Here is a 17988-nt window from a genome sequence, read left to right as displayed (position 1 = left end):
GGGCAGTTGCCACCAGATTTGATAAGCTCAAGCAGAGTTATGAGAATACGGTCGCTCTCGCTTGCGCTTATATCTGGCTGAAATTATGAATGTTCAACACGCCCTATTATCGACGGTAAAGCTGAGCATCAATTATCAACGTTAGGGGTATTTCGTATTTATGATGGGCAAACAGGGGAAGTACTCAAAGACAGTCGACCGCCGCCGCTCGCTGTCCAAACACAAGCGGTCATGATAGGTTTGCATGCAGGACGCTTTGCGGATAATTGGTTGCGTTGGTTGTACTTTTTATGTGGCGCAGCGGGCTGCGGTATGATTGCAACAGGCTTAGTGCTTTGGACGGTTAAACGTCGCCGCCAATTATTCACTATAGATAAGCCTGATTGGGGATTTTGGTTAGTAGAAAAGCTCAATATTGCGACGCTGGCGGGATTGCCTTTAGCGATGATAGGTTTTTTATGGCTCAATCGTCTATTGTCGTTAGAGTTATTAGGGCGAGGCAAGTGGGAGGTAGATGGGTTTTTTATCATCTGGGCGTTTGGTTTCTTGCTGACGTTATTACTCTCTAGTCGTCATGCATGGCGTCTATTATTATCATTAATTACTCTATTACTTTTATTCACACCGCTACTCAACAGCCTAACTACCGAGCGCGGATTGCTTCACAGTATCTTGAGCGTCGATGTGCTGTTTATCAGCTTTGACGTTATGTTTTTTATTCTAGCGCTGCTGTTTGCTTATATTACTTATGTGGTCAGTTTTAAGAAAGCATCTCACCAGCAAAAAATAAAGTCGCCTAGTCGTTCAAAGCTTCAGATGGAAAATGTATAGTATGTCTAACGCGCTGTTATCTGGATTGCTATTGGCATTTAATCTGCTAGGTATGATGGCATTAATGATGACCAGTAAAAGACATAGGAATAAGTTTCATCTCAAACGGCCACTCTTAGTCGCCGTAAGGTCAAACCTGCTATCTCATCATGATGAGCAGAAACGATATATCACTAAACAGCAAAGGTTACGATGGCTGGGATTGCTACTGCTATTGATAGGTTTCATTTTCCCTTTTTTTGCACCTCATACTGGTTATTTTATCGTTGTCTGGTTTGCTAGCTTAATCGTAGCAGCAGGAGTTGTATATTTAAGCATGGTTATTTATGAAAAACTGGCATAGCCAGTTTATATAAAAGCGCCAAATTCAAAATAAAATGCTGCTATAAAATTTCCCCGCTTGCAGTATGCTTTGATATTAAACATTTTAATAGTACGACTTATTAGCAATTATTCTAGCTGAGCAATTACTCTAACATAGCAATGGCGTCCGCACTGGCGCGTTGGCGTTCTTCTGCATTTAACTCTGTCAGCTTTCCTTCTTTCATCATCAACAAGCGGTCGGCATGCTCAAAATAACCGTCGTCATGACTGATAATAAACAGCGTTTTCCCCATGGCTCTTAATTCAGGAATCAGCGTTTGATAAAATACTCGGCGAAAAGCAGGGTCTTGGTCAGCAGCCCATTCATCGAGCAGCAGAAAGTCCTTTTGTTCGGTGACAGCGAGCAGCATGGCCAAGCGTTTGCGTTGTCCTTGTGACAGCTTGTCGGTAGACAATCGATGGTCAGTTACCGTCACTTTATCTTGCAAATTTAATTTATGTAGCCACTCAGTTACTAAGGACATATCAGGGTCATTGTCTTGACTGCCAATCAGTTGTTTAAAAAGATGTTGATCGCTAAAAATGGCAGAAAACAGCTGCCGATAATTGGTATTGTTATCCGAATCAATCGTTCGTTTGTCTACTTTTACAGCGCCTGTCGTAGGTATAAAGATGCCAGTAATTATTTTTGCAAGGGTTGACTTACCGCTGCCATTAGAGCCTATCAAAAACACCACTTCGCCACGCTTCAAGGTTAAATTGACTCCTTTTAAAATATCATCAGTAAGCGACTTATTTTCAGGTACACCTTCTTGTGTATGGTGGTTTATACCTTGATAGCGATAGCTCACATTGTTCAGTGAGATGGTCTGCCAGTCATTTGCTGCTATATTGGTTAAAAACGCTGGCTGATAATCAGCAAGCGCCAACGTCTGTATTTTATCTAACGCGACTTGCGCCGTTTGTAAAGTGGGATAAGCGCCAACGGCTTGTAGTAGGGGCGATTGCATAAATAAAATGGTCAAAGAAAAAGTGGTGGCAACGCTCATGGGAATATTCAGATAGTTTGAGACCGCAAAGACGACGCCAATCGCTGCAAACATCATAATGTTCGACCAATTCACTGCTGATAAGTGAAAGGTATCTGCTTTAATAACACGCTCTTTATAGGACTGGGCGTGACTCAAAAAATCATTGGTATACAGCTTTTGCGCGCGGTGCTGATTAAGTGCAAGCTCTTTTCGACCTTCGATAATAGATTGATAATCTTGATACAGAAGATCATTAATCTCCCTTAATTCTGTTAAGTGCTTATAAACGTGCTTCACCAAAATGGTGCTTATCCAAATCGTCATTACAATCCAAACCATGATGATCAGCAATAGTGGCAATGACAACCAACCCAAATATAAAGCGACTCCGCTAGATAAAATTACCCCTTGAACCAACTCTGGCATACGGACAAAGGCGACGGTAATCGATTGGATATCGGTAGACAAGCTGGCGAGTAGTTGGGCGTTTCCTAATTTGTCAATCTGCGGAATGTTGGTATCGATGATTTGTTTGACCAGCTTGGTTCTGAGCTCATACACAAATCTATGACCCAAGCGGGTTAGGGCATATTGTGATAAAAAAGTCGTGACCAATAGCAGAACCACTAACGCTGAAAAATAGCCTAAGCTCTGCCATGATAAAGTATTAAAAACAGGCTGACTGATAAAGGCGTGGTTAATATAAGCAATAATACCCACACTGACCGCCGCATTGACTAAATTCAATAAGATAACTTTGAGAAAAGGCAGACGATAATGCGACCAGATCATATGATATAGAGAAGCTGTAGCGCGAGAGGACATAAGGACTCAATAATAAAATGAATTTTGCGTATTTTTAGATAGCACAAAAGGGAGTAGGTGGTGCCTAATCCCTTTTATTTAACTCTGGTAATGATTCTATAACGACAATTTAATCAGTATAGTAGTCTCATTGGCGAAGCTTAGCGTTTAAATTTAAAAGTCAAACGTCGCTGAAACTTTTAAAGCCGTGGGTTCACCGGCATTTAAATAACCAGCATTTGTATAGCCACCGACTGATTGCCAATAATCTTCGCCCGTGACATTGGTTACCATGCCTTTTAAGGTAACATCTTGTCCGGCCAGCACGGTTTTATAGCGAGCTCCAAGATCTAACGTGGTATAACCGTCAACCTTTAAGGTATTGGCATTATCGGCATAGCGTGGGCCCGTATGAATGATTTCACCTGTTAAGGTTAATCCTTCGAGTGCCGCAACATCATATTCTAGATTGACATTGCTTTGTAAGGTAGGAAGACCAATGACTTTATTACCATCTAACGCAGCATCACCAGTGTCTTTTTGTTTGGCACTTAAATAACTGACCCCCGCATTTAGGCGCATATTTTCGCTAGGGCTACCAAATACGGTCAGTTCTACGCCTTGGTGACGGTTTTTACCAGCAGATATAAGGGTGTTTGAAGCATCGATATAGTCACGTGCGGCATCAGTGCGATATATTGCCAAACTACTGCCAATAAGCCCGTTGTCATACTTCACGCCAACTTCGGTTTGTTCGCTTACATAAGGGTCCAAAGCTTGACCAGCATTGGTAACAGGAGCATTGTTATTTGTCTGAGGGGCTGTTTTTCCTGGCGTTAAGCTTTCGATATAGTTACCGTAGAACGACCAATCCATGTTTGGTTGATAGGCAATACCGATACTTGGTGTCCACTCACTCTTATCGTAATGAGCAGTTTCTGCCTGCGTGTTGGCATCATAGCTGGTGGTTTTTATATTTTGATGACGTACACCCAACGTGGTTTTCAGTTTGTCATCGAACAGCGATATGGTGTCTGCTAGCGCAAAGCTTTGGAGTTGCTTTTCATTGGTTAATTTTGGATCGTCTAAATTGCCGCCAAACGTAGTTGTACTTGTAAAAGGGACTTCCGTGTAGTCGGTAGGGCGGTAAAAATTGGTCGCTAGCTGATTGCCAAAATCATATGCGAATGCGCCTTTTTCTTCTTGATCATAGAGGTTTGCGGCCAACACTAAGTTATGAGCCACTTCACCGGTTTGTAATTTACCACGTAGACCAAGCTCGGCACTTTGTACCAAATCTTCTCTAGAGTTATCAAAACGATAAATCGTGCCCGCACCATCAGCACTGTTTACGGTTAAGGTGGCTAGTGAGTTTTCTTCCTCGCCACTTCGTATGCCGTAAGCACCATAAGCGGTGAGATTGTCATTAAAATCATATTCACCTCGAATGGTACCAAAGATATCTTTTTCATCTGAGTACGTCCAAGGCTGCGCCCAATTTTTTGAGCCGTCTGGCGCTTTTGGTACGCTAGAAACACTGCCAAGATTGACACTAGGGCGAGTCTCTTTGAGTTTGTTATCTTGCCAGCCTAAATCTGCTGATAGACGATATTGCTCGCCTTTATAATCTAGCCCAAGCGCTGCCAATCCCAATGTTGAAGATTCATCATCGATGGCACTATCGCCATCTTGATAAGCGGCGTTAAAGCGCACGCCAAATGCATCCTCAGTGCCAAAACGGTCACTCACGTCGACGGCAATTTTACCTTGGTCACCTTGACCATAACCAAGCGTTAATTGGCGTAGTGGGTCATTACTAGCACGTTTTGGTAATAGGTTAATCGTACCACCAGCATTGCCGCCACTAGGCGCTGCACCATTTAGCATGGCAGAAGCGCCGCGTTGGACTTCAACACGCTCAAATAATTCGGTGGCGATATACTGTCGGGGCAAAATACCATATAGGCCATTAAACATCGTATCATCTGATGTGGTGATGAAACCGCGCATAAAGTAAGCTTCTTGAAAGTTACCAAAACCTCTGGCCACGCGGACAGTTGGGTCTTTTTTGAGCAGGTCGCCCACGCTTTGTGCTTGTTGGTTGGCAATGTATTCGTTGGTATACGATGTAGTAGAAAATGGCGTATCCATGATGTCTTGATTGCCTAAAATTCCTACGCGGCTTCCGGTCGCCACTTGGCCACCTTCGTAAGCATCTGGCAATCCATCCGCTGACGCATCCGCACTACTGGTCACTACAATCGTATCAAGTACCACACTTGGTACATCTGATTGACTGTCATTATTTATATCGGTTTGTGCCCACGCCGCTTGGCTTGCAGCAAGTAAAACGACTGAAGTAGAGAGGTGAAAGATAGACAGTGATTTTACTGAAAATGGGTGACGCGCTCTGTTAGTTGCTTTGAGGCAAAATAGAGCAGAATATAGGCGAGACAATTGCATGAATGTTACCAATATGTAAGTTAAATCACTATTATAATGATAAGCATTTTCATTACAATAGTTGCGCGTTATTAATTTTAAAATTTTTTAAAGCCCTAAATAGCGATAATGTTGTCATGTCGTTATTGAAGTATTAACCATATGGTTACGCTCTAATACGCCGCATCAAATATAGAAAATAAGCGCCGCCAATGATAGCAGCAATGGTGCCAGCAGGTATCTCATAGGGAAATATGAGATAGCGTCCAACCCAGTCTGCTATGACCATTAAGCCCGCGCCTAAGATAGCGGACAGTTGAATTTGACGTTTGAGCTTTACCGCGCCTAATGTGCTGGCGAGGTGAGGTATCATCAGACCCACAAAACTGAGTGGTCCCACTGCTAACGTTGATATCGTACTCAGTAAAGCTACAAGAATGAGTATCAAGGTTTGATACAATCTCAAAGATACCCCAAGCTCACGGGCAATCCCGCTACCTAGGCTCAATATTTCTAATGGTTTGATCACCATAAAGCTTAATAAAAAAAGTATAAAAGCCAATCCTACTAAAATCCATGCCGTTTCTGGACTGGCAAGGTACGTAGAACCTGATAGCCAACTTAACACCGCTTGTAACCGTTGATCGCCAGATATTTTTACCAGACTTAATAAACCGCCCATCAATGCGGCAATGGCCACACCAACTAATAATAAATAAGCTGGATTGATACGACGGGCAAGCCATAAGATCAAGCTAAGGACAATAAAAGCGCCCAATAATCCTGATAATATAATACCTGTATAGCCAAAACTGGGTAGGAAAACAAAGGCCAATACCACGCCTATCGCTGAGCCTGAGCTGATACCGAGTACTTCAGGGCTAGCCATCGGGTTACGTGTTAAGGTTTGTAGCAGCACGCCAGCAGTGGCTAGCATTATGCCAGTGGCGGCTGCGCTTAACGTACGAGGCAATCTAAAATTAACAATTAAATGTCCTAGCGTACTAAGCTGCCAGCCATTTGAAGTAGCCGTAAAGATAAGTACGCCTATGAGCAACAGTATTAAGGCGATACTCCAACCCATTAAATGAGTGTCACGGCGTTCTGAAACTAAAGTCGGAATAACCTCATCGGTATGTTGACGACTTTGGCTCACGATTAACCATATCACCAATGGGGCACCAAGTATGGCCGTCATTGCATCAGCAGGAATATTTAGGCTTAAATAATGTTGTAACAGCGTCGTGGCATTACTGGTGATCCATAACAACAGCGCTCCAAACACATAACCTAATAGCAAACGGTAACCAATACGCCGTACCGAAAACACATTCACCAGTGTGGCAGCCCCTAAACCAATAAAGCCAATAGGCCCCACGCGACTGACGACAAGGGCGGTCAGTAGTGCCACCAATCCCACTACCAATCCACGAATGAGGTTGATAGGAACGCCCAAACTTTTGGCTTGCCTATCATCTAAGCTCATTATTTCTAATGGTTTTAATAAAGGTATTAAGCTAATAAAGGCGATCACACTAGCGATGCTTAATACGGCAGATACTTGCCAGTTATTCTGAGTGAGACTGCCCGCCGCCCACACCATGACATTTAAGGTTTCTTCAGCATAATAAATCAATAATAAAGCAGTAATAGCGCCCAATAAAATATTGGTTACCAGTCCGCCAAGCACCAATACCAAAGGATTCATGCGGCTAGGCGCAGCTAGAAGAAAAACAATCGCCATACTGCCAAGCGCGCCCATAAAAGCGACCCAAAAACTTCCCCCCAACGCTAAAGTAGGCAGGAATAACGTGACAATGAGCAGCGCCATATTTGCACCGCTACCGACTGCTAGTGTCGTGTCTGAGGCCAATGTGTTTTTTACCAGCTGTTGTAATAAAACACTGACCAATCCTAAAAGGCCACCAGCGGTCAATGCTACCAACATGGTCGGTAGGATTTGTAGCTGGGTACTCATATCCGAAAGTGATAGCTCAAATGAGGGGGTGAACAATTCTAAAAAAGCGAGAGGCCATAGCTGATGTACGACTGCATAACTGCTGACTACTGCTAGCAGCATTAAGAAAACGACCATCATATAAATGCGGTTAGCTGACAAAAAATTATTTTTATTCATCATAAATCGGTATGGCCTACAAAAGTGACATTCGTTAAGCGCTCGGCCAAGACATTCATAGAAGCCACGCCACTGTTGTTCCATGTCGCAGGCAGTAAGGCGATACAGCGGCCTTTTTTGCTAGATGCATGCGCTTGATCAAAGGAATAACCCAAGCGCTGCCACACTAAACTGTCTTCTAATTCAAGTTTGAGAAGGTCACTAAGAGGTTCAACGACCACAAGGCAGGTATCGTCATCAAGCTGCGCTAAATCTCCTAGCATAATGGGCGTAAACCCCCATTGATTGCCATCTGCCAATGCCACTAGATGTAGTCCCATCGTCTCTAAAGCAGGTTGAAACAAGCTGTTAGACGAAAACATTCGCAAATTATTGGTATCGGCAAATTGCACGACAGCCAATTTTTTGATATGAGGATAACGAGCATGAAAAGTCTGTCCCGCTTGAATGATTTGCTTCTTACTGTTGTCTAAATAATCTTGCGCGGCTTGCGGTTTATTGATAGATCGGCCCAATTCTAACGTGGGTTCTATAAAGTCCTCCCACTTTGCGATTTGGTTGGGACTGGTCAATTCAATAGAGTGGATAGGCAAATCGCCGTACATAGGACGCAGATGCGCATAAAAATCGTTGTCTATGACCAAATCCAAGTCTAGCTGAGAGAACATTTCAGGGTTGGGTTGATAGCGTGTTCCCACGTCGAGAGTCGTATCGGGTATAAGAGGCTTACCGACCCATTCTCTATAAAAAGGTTTATCGCCCATAGCAACTGGTGGGTATCCCATGGCAGTCAGTGTCGCCGCAATACCCCAGTCAGGCGTCATGACTTTAGGTGTTTCTTGATTGTCTTTAGACGACATTGCTTGTGGCGCTTGTGATGCTTGCGAGGTGGCGTCAGACGACTGGCAACTACTTAACAATAAACCTGAGCATAATGCCAGACATAGCCCGAACGAAAAGGTGAGCGCTTTCATATAACTGCGACTTTATGAGTAGTGGTAGGATGGGTTAGTAGGGTAAAATCGACACCAAATATGGAGCGCAGTACATCCTTTTCCATGGTGCGTTTGACATCACTCATATGGCACAACTTGCCTTGTTTTAAAGCGATAAATTCATCACAAAATCTTGCTGCTAAATTTAGGTCGTGCAGGATAATCACAACACCTAAGCCTTGCTCGTCGACCAATTGACGAATCAGTTTTAACACTTCTATTTGATAGACCACATCCAGCGCCGCTAATGGCTCATCCAATAGCAGATACTTTGTCTGTTGGGCAAGGCACATCGCCAACCAGACGCGCGCTCGCTCACCACCTGACAACGTTGATACTTGACGACCTCTAAAGGCGTCAACTTGAGTGAGGGCGATGGCTTTTTCTACTTGTTGATGATCGTTGGCAGTCGGCTTTTGCAGCCATTTTTGATGAGGGTATCTGCCCAACATCACAAGCTCATAGACCGTAAAAGCACCCGCATCAGGTAGATTTTGCGGTAAATAGGCAAGATGCGTCGCCAGTCTTTTAGCAGAAAAACTTCGCAAATCTGTATTTTCTATTTCAATGCCACCTTGCGTGGGTGTCATCTCTCCTGCCATGGCTTTTATAAGGCTAGATTTACCAGAACCATTATGCCCAATGAGGGCATACAGTTTATTTGGTTCGATGATAAAAGAAGTCGGGTGAAGCAAAACTTTTTTTTGACGAATTAGGCTTAAATTATTGATGTGCATCATAGTGAGCAGTCGAAAGTAAATGGGGCATTTTAAAGAAAAGTAGCTGGTTAATGCAAATGATTTTCATTTTATTTATGGAATTGAAGCAGTTATTGAGCGCGCCAATAGACTTTTATGACCATATCTTGACGAGATAAACCAAGAGTTACCTTTAATTGTTGTCTTAATGACTTGATGTCTGCCGCTTCAAGCGCACCCCAAACTTTGCCAATCTTAAGAGGCAATATCATTAATCTTGCATGTAATAAGCTCATGATTTGTTCAGAAAGATCGGTTGTTGGCGTTTTAATGATATGAAGTAGATTGTCTTGTAGAAAACGCTCATCATGACCTAAGTGCTGACAGAGATTGAGAGTGTGTAAATAACTGATATCTTCTGGATCTTCGGTGATAGCAATGACAAGGGGCGGCAACGGATTTTGCCAGTTTTCTAATAGATTGGCGACGGTAGGTAGAGAGGTTTCATCGCAAATTAATAAGCATTGTCCCTCACTGAGGTGTTCTATTTTTTCTGGATAATCGCGCACCGTTTTTATTGGCATGCCGCAGACGAGAGAGCGTGCCCAATTGCCACCTGGCGTGTTGCCATGGATATAAACATCTATCCAAGCTTGAACAGACAAGCGGATTGGATCTCGCCATGCTTTTCGCAGGGTGTAGTAGCGCTGTAAAGGTTTATCGTTATTTTCTAACTCACCATTTATGGTAGATAAAACATCAGCATTTAACTCAAATAAATACGCGTAGCCTGGATGATTGAGTGGGATATTATCGGGTACTGTGACCACCAGTCGATACATATTAGGACTGACATAATAACCATCAATCACGCGAAAGTGCTGTTCTTGAAGTTTGATCGTACGCTTACCAAGCTTAGTAGCGGATGCCTGCAATAACGCTATATATTGTTCATGTAGTGTTTCAGCGTTACTAATAGGCACAAAAAAGTTGATAAAGTATTGATGATTAACACTAGAAAGGTTTTCAGCGAGGCTGTTATTTGTAGAACTGCTATCTTTTAACGCATTAGAGTTATTTTGATACCGATTCATCGTCATAACATCTAACAAAAGGCCGTCAGGATACAGCTCTTTTATCGATACTATACCGTACTCGCCGACTGAGGCAGGGGTAAAGGCATTGATAAACATCGCAAGTTCATCTTGATGCTCTTCATTAAGATGGTGAATGAACATGGCTTTATCAGCGATGGCTAATGGGGTTTCATCGGTGTCATAACGAGTAAGCGTTTCAGCCATAAAGGGTCATCCAAGCCAAAAAATCACATAACGGTTAATTTATATAACCGTCAAGTAGGTGGCATCTGAAAATATAAGGTAGCGGAGAATAGAGATAAAAATAGCAAAAGTTTAATCAATAAGTATTGCTAACCAAGCAAGGCGATAAAAACTTATCAATCGTTAGCGTGAATTGAAAATAATTAAGAGTTATTGATAACCATTAACATCTAGATTATTATTACGTTAATAAGGCTAACTGTCAATGCATTTATAAATAGAAAGTTGTGATTTTAAATGATTATCAAGCTTCAGTTTAGAATATACTGTAGTGTCACTACACCCTAATCGTCGAACCTTGATATAAAGCGATACACCTAAATAATCTTAAAAACACATACTTCGCAAAATATACCATTCAGAAGTTAACAATGATTTGATACTTAAGACATTGTCGCATTATGCTATTGATAAATAAAAGTAGTCTAGAATAATGTTTATCTACTACAGTCTCTATTCTTTTTGTTGCTTTTGCTGACGATGATTTTAAAAAATCTGAACCGCACTGGGATTGTCGGTGACTCAAAACTCTGAGAGAGTATGAAAATAGTCGCTTCATTAAATCTTATAATTTGTTATGACAAATGACTCTGGATAGAATAAGGCGGTTTTAAATGCTCCCTCTGAGGTATACCTATGGTGAACCAATCAGGTGCTTTCACTGATTCGGTTCCCTAGCGTGGACTGGAATCTTCGGTTGTAGGCTAATGAAATCAACGGTTTTGCTCCCGAAAATATTCTCAGTGTACTTCGTTGTATACATGCAGTGAATTTTTGAATAGTAGATCAAGTTATTTTTATTTACCATAAGCGCTGTTATAGAAATAAGAACAGCTAACGTCATATTGGCTGGCGCTTTCTTCCTAATTTCATTTTCATATTTGCTAGCACCAACCCCGACAATATCAATATCATTGCCAGCATCTTCCACCATGTCACAATCTCTCCTGTGAGTAGCACTGAGGTTATCATACCGAATACTGGCACCAATAGAGCGAATGGCATAACCTTAGAGGCAGTATTGTGACTGAGCAGATGCGCCCACAATCCAAAGCCTATCAGAGTTGAGATATACACGATAAACCCAAGTGATAGCCAAGACTTGAGCGATGCTTCGGTAAACGTCGCCAACTGCCATGCCTCGGTCTCAAATATGAGAGAAGATAGAGTTAAAATCACGCAAGCGATCAGACCACCCCAAACCACGAGAGCGAGAGCAGACAACGCGGATGCCTTATTCTTTCCAGTATTAGACGAAATAATAGACACGTCTGATCCTTGCTGCGTCGCTTGTGTTGACGTCTGTTTTGAGGCAATGTTACCAAAGCTCCAGCCTATGGCTGCAATCAAGATACAGACAAATCCAGTTAAAGGCATATCACCACCAAGGTTTAACGCGATGACGCTAAGTCCTAGCACACTGACCAGCATACCGATGATTTGCATGCGATTCACTGCCTCACCCAATATAAAATACGCCAGCAATACGGTGATAAAAATCTGAGTTTGTAGCAATAGTGCCGTCAACCCTGCTGATGCCCCCAAATGCATGGCAGTAAATACAAAAGCATACTGCATGACAAACGTACCGATAGCATAAATAAATAATGTACGATTAAATTTGGGCGGCTTCAGAAAGAAAACCAGTGGCACAGCGGTAAAGAAAAAACGCAGGGTGAACCGCCCCGACTTTATCGGAGGCTGATTTACTTGAGTCAGGCAGCAATGCCTGACAGGATTAAATTATCATAATACCGCTTTTCAAACTCAAAGGGCGACACATAACCAATCGTGCTATGCAGTCTTATTTTATTAAACCAATTCACCCATTCAAGGGTTGCCAGTTCAATATCATTGATACCAGTCCAGTTCTCCTTTAAATAGTCAATTACCTCAGATTTATAGAGTCCATTGACTGTTTCAGCCAGTGCATTATCGTATGAATCACCAGTCGTGCCGACAGAAGCGATGATACCAGAGTCACACATTTTGTCAGTATAGCGAATGGATAAGTACTGAACCCCTCGATCACTGTGATGAATGACATCCTTAGGGTTGTTCCTGTCTGCTATCGCCTGATTTAGCGCAGCCATAACCATATCCGTGTTCATGCGATTAGATACTTTCCAACCGACAATGCTACGGGCAAACACGTCAATAATAAAAGCGGTATATACCCAGCCGCTAGTTGTTTTTATATAGGTGAAGTCAGCTACCCATAGCTGATTAGGACGATGGGCATTAAAGTTACGATTAACTAGGTCATCAGCGCGTTTTTGGTCATCACGGCTGTTGGTGGTGATCTTGCCCTTACCGCGCCAGATGCCTTGCATACCATACTGCTTCATTAAACGCTCTACCGTACAACGAGCCACATGAATACCATCCGCCTTCATCTGCTGCCAGACTTTACGAACACCGTAACGGCATTTACTGTCCTGCCAAATACGTTTGATTTCACTGATATAATAGTCGTCATGCTGCTGACGCAACGAGCGCTTTTCAGGGCAACTCTCCAAGTCTTTAGTACGGTAGTAGGTTGATGGGGCAATCGGTAGTACTCTACAGATTGGCTCGATCCCGTATTTCTGCTTGTGATCATCGATAAATTTGACCATTATTTCGGTGGACGGTCGAGCTCCGCCTGGGCGAAAAAAGCCGCTGCCTTACGTATGATCTCATTGGCCTGTTTGAGTTCTTTGTTCTCACGTTCAAGATCTTTAATACGTTGCTCTTGGCTTTGAGCTTGTACCGATGCAGGGATAGTTTGATCTATATGCTTCTTGTGCCATGAGCGCAGGGTTTCAGGCGTGCAGCCAATCTTAGGGGCAATGGCTTGAATAGCTGACCATGTGGAGGGATAGTCGTTTGCTGCTTCGATCAGCATACGAACAGCGCGTTCTTTAATCTCAGGAGTGTAGGTTTGTCTTTTCATTGTCGTATTCTCTCAGAATATTAAGTCTCCGACAATACCGGGGCGGTTCAAGTAATGGATAAATAGCCGGTAGAGCTGCTTGAATTAAATCATTGAGTAAATGGGCTAAAGTAATAGCAAAAATAATATGACCCACCATTTTCGGCACCAAGTCTGTAACTTCAACTTGGGTGTTTTTTTCTATAACTTGGTTATCTTTTTCTATAACTTGGACGTTTTTTACTATCTGAATAGGTGATTGCATGAAGTACCTTACTTGACTTGTCTTAAAATCTTGTCTTAAACTTTTAATAAACCTATAAAAGACGCCAATTCAATTTGCACGACTAAGCCTTTTTGATGGTCTGTCCTATTATAAGCTTTAATCTTACCTTTATGAGCTATTATCACTGCATGAGCAATCGCAAGCCCCAATCCATAACCGCCCGTTTGCCGCTGGCGTGCCGAGTCAAGACGCACAAAAGGCTCAAATATCCGCAGCACATCTTCATCAGCGATACCGGGGCCCTCATCCGCTACGCTAATTTGCACAGCGGATATACGATGATCTTGCTTAATTTGGACTAATTTGATGGTCACGGCTGAATCATTGAGCGTATGAATAAAAGCATTACGAATCACATTTTCAAGGGCACTATGTAGTTGCTTATGATTGCCAAACGTCCAATAATCTTCTTCATTAATAGAAGGTTGCCACTCAAGCGTTACGTTTTTATTTTGAAATTCGAAACGAACGTCTTGGCTAATGTCACTAATTAAATCAATCAGATTTACCTGTTCTTTCTCTGAATCAATCATACTGTATTGCTGCATTTGTAAGGACTGAATATGAATAATTTGTTCAATAAGCTCATTCATACGGGTAGATTCTTTATCAATACGATCCAGATAACGCTCAGCATTCGGCGCAAAGTCTCGGGTCAGCTCGGTTGCCACTTCAAGACGTGCTAGGGGCGAGCGCAGCTCATGGGAGATATCACTCAACATCTGCTTGCGTGCCAACTCACTATCAACCAATCGATCAGCTAGCTTGGCAACATCTTTTGCCAGTAGACCCAATTCATCAGAGCCAAGATTAATTAGACTAGGGTCAGTCTGATAATTGCCGTTGATCAGTTGCCGAACCGTATGTTGGACATGGCGCATACGCCTAATCATAGTACGACTAAGCCAAGCACAAACTAAGGTGCTAAATATTATAATGAGTAGAAAACGTACCTCAAAGTTGCCACGTTGCAAGGCAACTACTTCGTTAAAGGGTAGGTTAGGACGCAGTTGAATAATCAGCGTTTCTCCATTTGGCAAAGTGACAGGGGTATCTGCTATTTTGCGGAGCTGATCAATATTTATAATCGTGTTGATAAGATCAGGATTGCCTCTATCCTCATTTTTGGTCGGTTTATCAGCCATCAGGTTTTGAGGGGCTATGTTATCTCTAAAATTTGATTGATATTTTCCTTTACGGTGTTGCCTTTGATTGTATTTAGGAAAAACAAGCATGCCTTGCTCATCATAGATACTGATTTGATTCATAAAACCGCGATCATCTTGATACAGTTGCCGAACCCTTTGTATCTCACCTGTTTGTAAAGCGACCACCACTAACTCACGTTTGATTAACAGACGCTCAATTTGCACCTCCATTCGCGCATTTAAAGCACGCTCATTCAACCAGCGCTCAATCAAAATAGAGGAGAGGGCGGTAAATAAAATGGCCAATAATAGGCTGAGAAACAAACGCCAGAATAGCGTTAAACGAATCTTAGACAGTGGTTTTTTTATCATAAAATTTCAACAAAATGAGTGCTATTTAGAGGATTGTTGTTGAATAAATAGCCAGTAAATCAGCTATTAAAAGGTTTTAAATCACTAACTGATAGCCTTTACCACGCACCGCTTTAATTGGCTCATCATGAAAAGGCTGTAACTTTTTACGTAAGCGTGAGACGTGGACATCAAGGCTGCGATCAAACGGCTGCAGCTCTCGCTGTAGCACTTGCTCGGACAGCCAGTCTTTACTGACGACTTCTCCTTTTTGCTTGAGCAAGGTCAGCAACAAATCAAACTCTGTACCTGTCACTTGTAGCTCTACGCCATCTATTTGACAAAGACGCTGGTTTGGATCTAGATATAGGCGACTCTCAGGTAATGCCGTATCTTCTAAAAGCGATGGGTTAGCAGTGCTATTTTGGGTACGCTTAATCACCGCATTGATACGCGCAAGTAGCTCACGGGGGTTACAAGGCTTAGTAATATAGTCATCAGCGCCCAGCTCAAGGCCAATAATACGGTCAATCTCATCGCCTTTGGCAGTCAGCATAATGACAGGTATTTTGCTGATACTCGGTAGCTGACGTAATACGCTTAAGCCATCCATTTTTGGCATCATAATATCGAGCACTAGTAAATCATAGACAGCGTCATTCTTTAGCGTTTGCAAGCGCTCAATGACCGCCGCGCCGTCATAAACACAGTCGCAATCGACGCCATGATTATTTAAGTACTCTTGTAATAACTGAGTCAATTCCTCGTCATCATCTCCTAACAAGATCTTTGGCATGTCCATTCCTTAGCGCGTTAATAATATCGTTACTATCTTTGATAAGAGTATTATCAGACTATTTTATAGTCATAAGCTACAATCGTTACCTTTCTTAATGGTTCATAAAGGTTCGTAACCTAGCATTATCGTATGATAAGTCCTATCGACAATCAGTGTTATTTCTAAAAATTAATCTTTATTAACCAAATCAAATAAAGGGTATCACAATGAGAAAATTATTAATGGCTTCAGTATTAGCGACCTCTAGTGTCTTTGCCGTTACCGCTTGTACTAGCGTCGGTGCGACTACGGATACCGCAGCGAGTACGCAGATGCAAAAGCAGCATAAAGGCTCTAACAAAGATGGTATGAGAGGCGGATTCTCACAGCTCAATTTAAGTGCAGCACAGCAAACGCAAATACAGACGATTAGACAAAACAGTAACGTTGATCGTCAAAAAGAACGTGAGGCAATGATGAATGTGCTGACGACTGAGCAACGAGCGCAGCTTGAAACTATGAAGTCAGAGAGAAAGGATAGAGGTCATCGCGGTGGACATAAGAGAGGCAATCAAAACCCACTAACTCAGCTAAACCTTAGTACGACGCAGCAAGCTCAAATTGACACTATCAGAAAAAACACTAGCGGCGATCGTATGCAAAAGCAGCAAGCCGTAATGGCGGTTTTGACCAATGAGCAACGTGCGCAGCTTGAAGCCTTAAAAACGCAGCGACAAGATAAAGGGCACCGCAGCCTTAATAAATAAAGAGATAAAATGAACTTAGTCTAAAGCCATCGCATACTAACGATGATGCCTGAATAGTAAGTCGGTGGCTTTAGTGATTAAAAGGTGAGTTATGGATAAGGTTCAATCCCGTACATTTGCTATAGATAAATGGCCCGTAATTAGTCGTTTCTTTCACTGGATTAGTGCGCTGTTATTACTAATCACTTGGGTGTTGATTGTTTTATATGAAAATACTGATAACAAATTTTATATAGGTTTGCATAAAGCCTTTGGTGTCAGCTTATTATTTTGGATGTTTGCACGGCTGATTAATCGCTTATTTATTAAAGCTCCTCCTGAGGTTTCTATGCCCAATTGGCAGGAGCTGTTATCCAAACTAACCCACTTTGCACTCTATGCTATGTTAATTGCCATGCCTATAGCTGGTTTACTTATGTCAATGTATGGTGGGCGTCCTGTTGATATGTTTGGTCTGTTTGAGATTCCTATATTTGTTACACCAGATCGTAGTATGGCGCGTTTTTTTAACGATCTGCATACTAGTATCATCTGGCCTATGATTATCGCCTTTACGCTGGCACATATTGGCGCAGCCTTATATCATCAATTTATCAAAAAAGATAGGCTGATCAATCGTATGCTTTAGTCATACAAGATAGAATATCCCTTTTATTCGCTTAGCCTTGCAAATTTATCTTTAATAGCGTATCAGTCTACATGATGCGCTTTTTTGTCGTCTCTAAAATGAAAGTAGCAAGTTTGGCAAATCTCAATAAACAATAGTTGGCGATAGAAGGTCTTAATTATTCGTTGACTATCTGCTTATCCCAATAGGGCGGCGTACCATAATAGTCCGTCATAAAATCAATAAAACACCTGATCTTGTGAGGTAGCAGTTTTCTATGAGCATAGACGGAATATAAGCCTAGAGGGCTTGGCTCATATTCAGGCAACACTATAGTTAGCTTACCAGTACTTAGCGCCTTACTAGCAATAAAAGTCGGTTGCAATACCAGTCCTGCGCCTTCAATAGCGGCCTCTATTAACACATCACCATTATTACTCCGAAACACACTGCTTTCCTTGAACTGTTTCGCTTTTAGGTATCTTAGATTAACACATGAAGTGCAATACCAAATGCGAGGTGAAAAAAAGACCTA

The 17988-nt window shown here is 42.2% G+C and carries 15 protein-coding genes, 1 pseudogene and 1 other annotated feature; of the genes and pseudogenes, 4 read left to right on the top strand and 12 right to left on the bottom strand.

The window, feature by feature from the left end:
- Positions 1-89 (top strand): annotated as a pseudogene (locus EI162_RS09880) (IS5/IS1182 family transposase); the annotation flags it as partial.
- Positions 90-105: 16 nt separating this feature from the next.
- The gene (locus EI162_RS09875; protein WP_192524205.1) at positions 106-831 is read left to right on the top strand and encodes a PepSY domain-containing protein; all 726 of its coding nucleotides are present in this window, start codon (positions 106-108) and stop codon (positions 829-831) included.
- A gap of 467 nt (positions 832-1298) precedes the next feature.
- Here the strand turns inward: EI162_RS09875 and EI162_RS09870 are convergent, their stop codons facing one another.
- The 11 genes from EI162_RS09870 to EI162_RS09820 form a co-directional block, all read right to left on the bottom strand.
- Positions 1299-3011 carry a multidrug ABC transporter permease/ATP-binding protein gene (locus EI162_RS09870; RefSeq protein ID WP_192520474.1) on the bottom strand — a complete coding sequence of 571 codons (1713 nt, stop codon included), beginning with the start codon at positions 3009-3011 and terminating at the stop codon, positions 1299-1301.
- A 153-nt stretch (positions 3012-3164) separates the two neighbouring features.
- Positions 3165-5453 (bottom strand): TonB-dependent receptor, encoded by a 2289-nt coding sequence (locus tag EI162_RS09865; protein WP_192524204.1) that lies wholly within the window; start codon positions 5451-5453, stop codon positions 3165-3167.
- A gap of 145 nt (positions 5454-5598) precedes the next feature.
- Positions 5599-7572: a Fe(3+)-hydroxamate ABC transporter permease FhuB gene (fhuB, locus tag EI162_RS09860; protein ID WP_192519867.1), complete on the bottom strand. Its 1974-nt coding sequence runs from the start codon at positions 7570-7572 to the stop codon at positions 5599-5601.
- On the bottom strand, positions 7569-8543 hold the full coding sequence (locus tag EI162_RS09855; RefSeq protein ID WP_192524203.1) for an ABC transporter substrate-binding protein: 975 nt from the start codon (positions 8541-8543) through the stop codon (positions 7569-7571). Before EI162_RS09855 ends, fhuB begins: the two co-directional genes overlap by 4 nt.
- Positions 8540-9304 (bottom strand): ABC transporter ATP-binding protein, encoded by a 765-nt coding sequence (locus tag EI162_RS09850; protein WP_192524202.1) that lies wholly within the window; start codon positions 9302-9304, stop codon positions 8540-8542. The genes EI162_RS09855 and EI162_RS09850 overlap by 4 nt, the downstream gene beginning before the upstream one ends.
- 89 nt (positions 9305-9393) lie before the next feature.
- On the bottom strand, positions 9394-10563 hold the full coding sequence (locus tag EI162_RS09845; RefSeq protein ID WP_192524201.1) for a siderophore-interacting protein: 1170 nt from the start codon (positions 10561-10563) through the stop codon (positions 9394-9396).
- Between the two features lie 879 nt (positions 10564-11442).
- On the bottom strand, positions 11443-12276 hold the full coding sequence (locus EI162_RS09840; protein ID WP_225736951.1) for an EamA family transporter: 834 nt from the start codon (positions 12274-12276) through the stop codon (positions 11443-11445).
- A gap of 41 nt (positions 12277-12317) precedes the next feature.
- Positions 12318-13537 (bottom strand): IS3 family transposase gene (locus EI162_RS09835; protein ID WP_192524200.1). Its coding sequence is split into 2 segments (ribosomal slippage): positions 12318-13252 and positions 13252-13537, totalling 1221 coding nucleotides; the frame shifts between segments, so codons are not numbered across the junction.
- Positions 13146-13262 (bottom strand) — a sequence feature (AL1L pseudoknot). Its footprint overlaps the gene before it by 117 nt.
- Complete coding sequence (locus tag EI162_RS09830) at positions 13512-13781, bottom strand: hypothetical protein (RefSeq protein ID WP_192524206.1); 270 nt, start codon at positions 13779-13781, stop codon at positions 13512-13514. Before EI162_RS09830 ends, EI162_RS09835 begins: the two co-directional genes overlap by 26 nt.
- 35 nt (positions 13782-13816) lie before the next feature.
- Positions 13817-15322, bottom strand: coding sequence for a sensor histidine kinase (locus tag EI162_RS09825; RefSeq protein ID WP_192524199.1), 1506 nt, complete (start codon positions 15320-15322; stop codon positions 13817-13819).
- A gap of 76 nt (positions 15323-15398) precedes the next feature.
- Complete coding sequence (locus EI162_RS09820; RefSeq protein WP_192524198.1) at positions 15399-16097, bottom strand: response regulator transcription factor; 699 nt, start codon at positions 16095-16097, stop codon at positions 15399-15401.
- 209 nt (positions 16098-16306) lie between these two features.
- Here EI162_RS09820 and EI162_RS09815 point away from each other — a divergent pair, with 209 nt between their 5' ends.
- Positions 16307-16846 carry a hypothetical protein gene (locus EI162_RS09815; RefSeq protein ID WP_192524197.1) on the top strand — a complete coding sequence of 180 codons (540 nt, stop codon included), beginning with the start codon at positions 16307-16309 and terminating at the stop codon, positions 16844-16846.
- A 91-nt stretch (positions 16847-16937) separates the two neighbouring features.
- On the top strand, positions 16938-17474 hold the full coding sequence (locus EI162_RS09810) for a cytochrome b (protein ID WP_192524196.1): 537 nt from the start codon (positions 16938-16940) through the stop codon (positions 17472-17474).
- Positions 17475-17631: 157 nt separating this feature from the next.
- On the opposite strand, the gene EI162_RS09805 is transcribed toward EI162_RS09810, so the two are convergent.
- Positions 17632-17967, bottom strand: coding sequence for a LysR substrate-binding domain-containing protein (locus EI162_RS09805; protein WP_318779313.1), 336 nt, complete (start codon positions 17965-17967; stop codon positions 17632-17634).
- Positions 17968-17988 lie beyond the last annotated feature (21 nt).

It is taken from the genome of Psychrobacter sp. FME6, assembly GCF_014861365.1.
Lineage (GTDB): Bacteria > Pseudomonadota > Gammaproteobacteria > Pseudomonadales > Moraxellaceae > Psychrobacter.
This window is presented reverse-complemented; position numbering and strand designations above follow the sequence as displayed.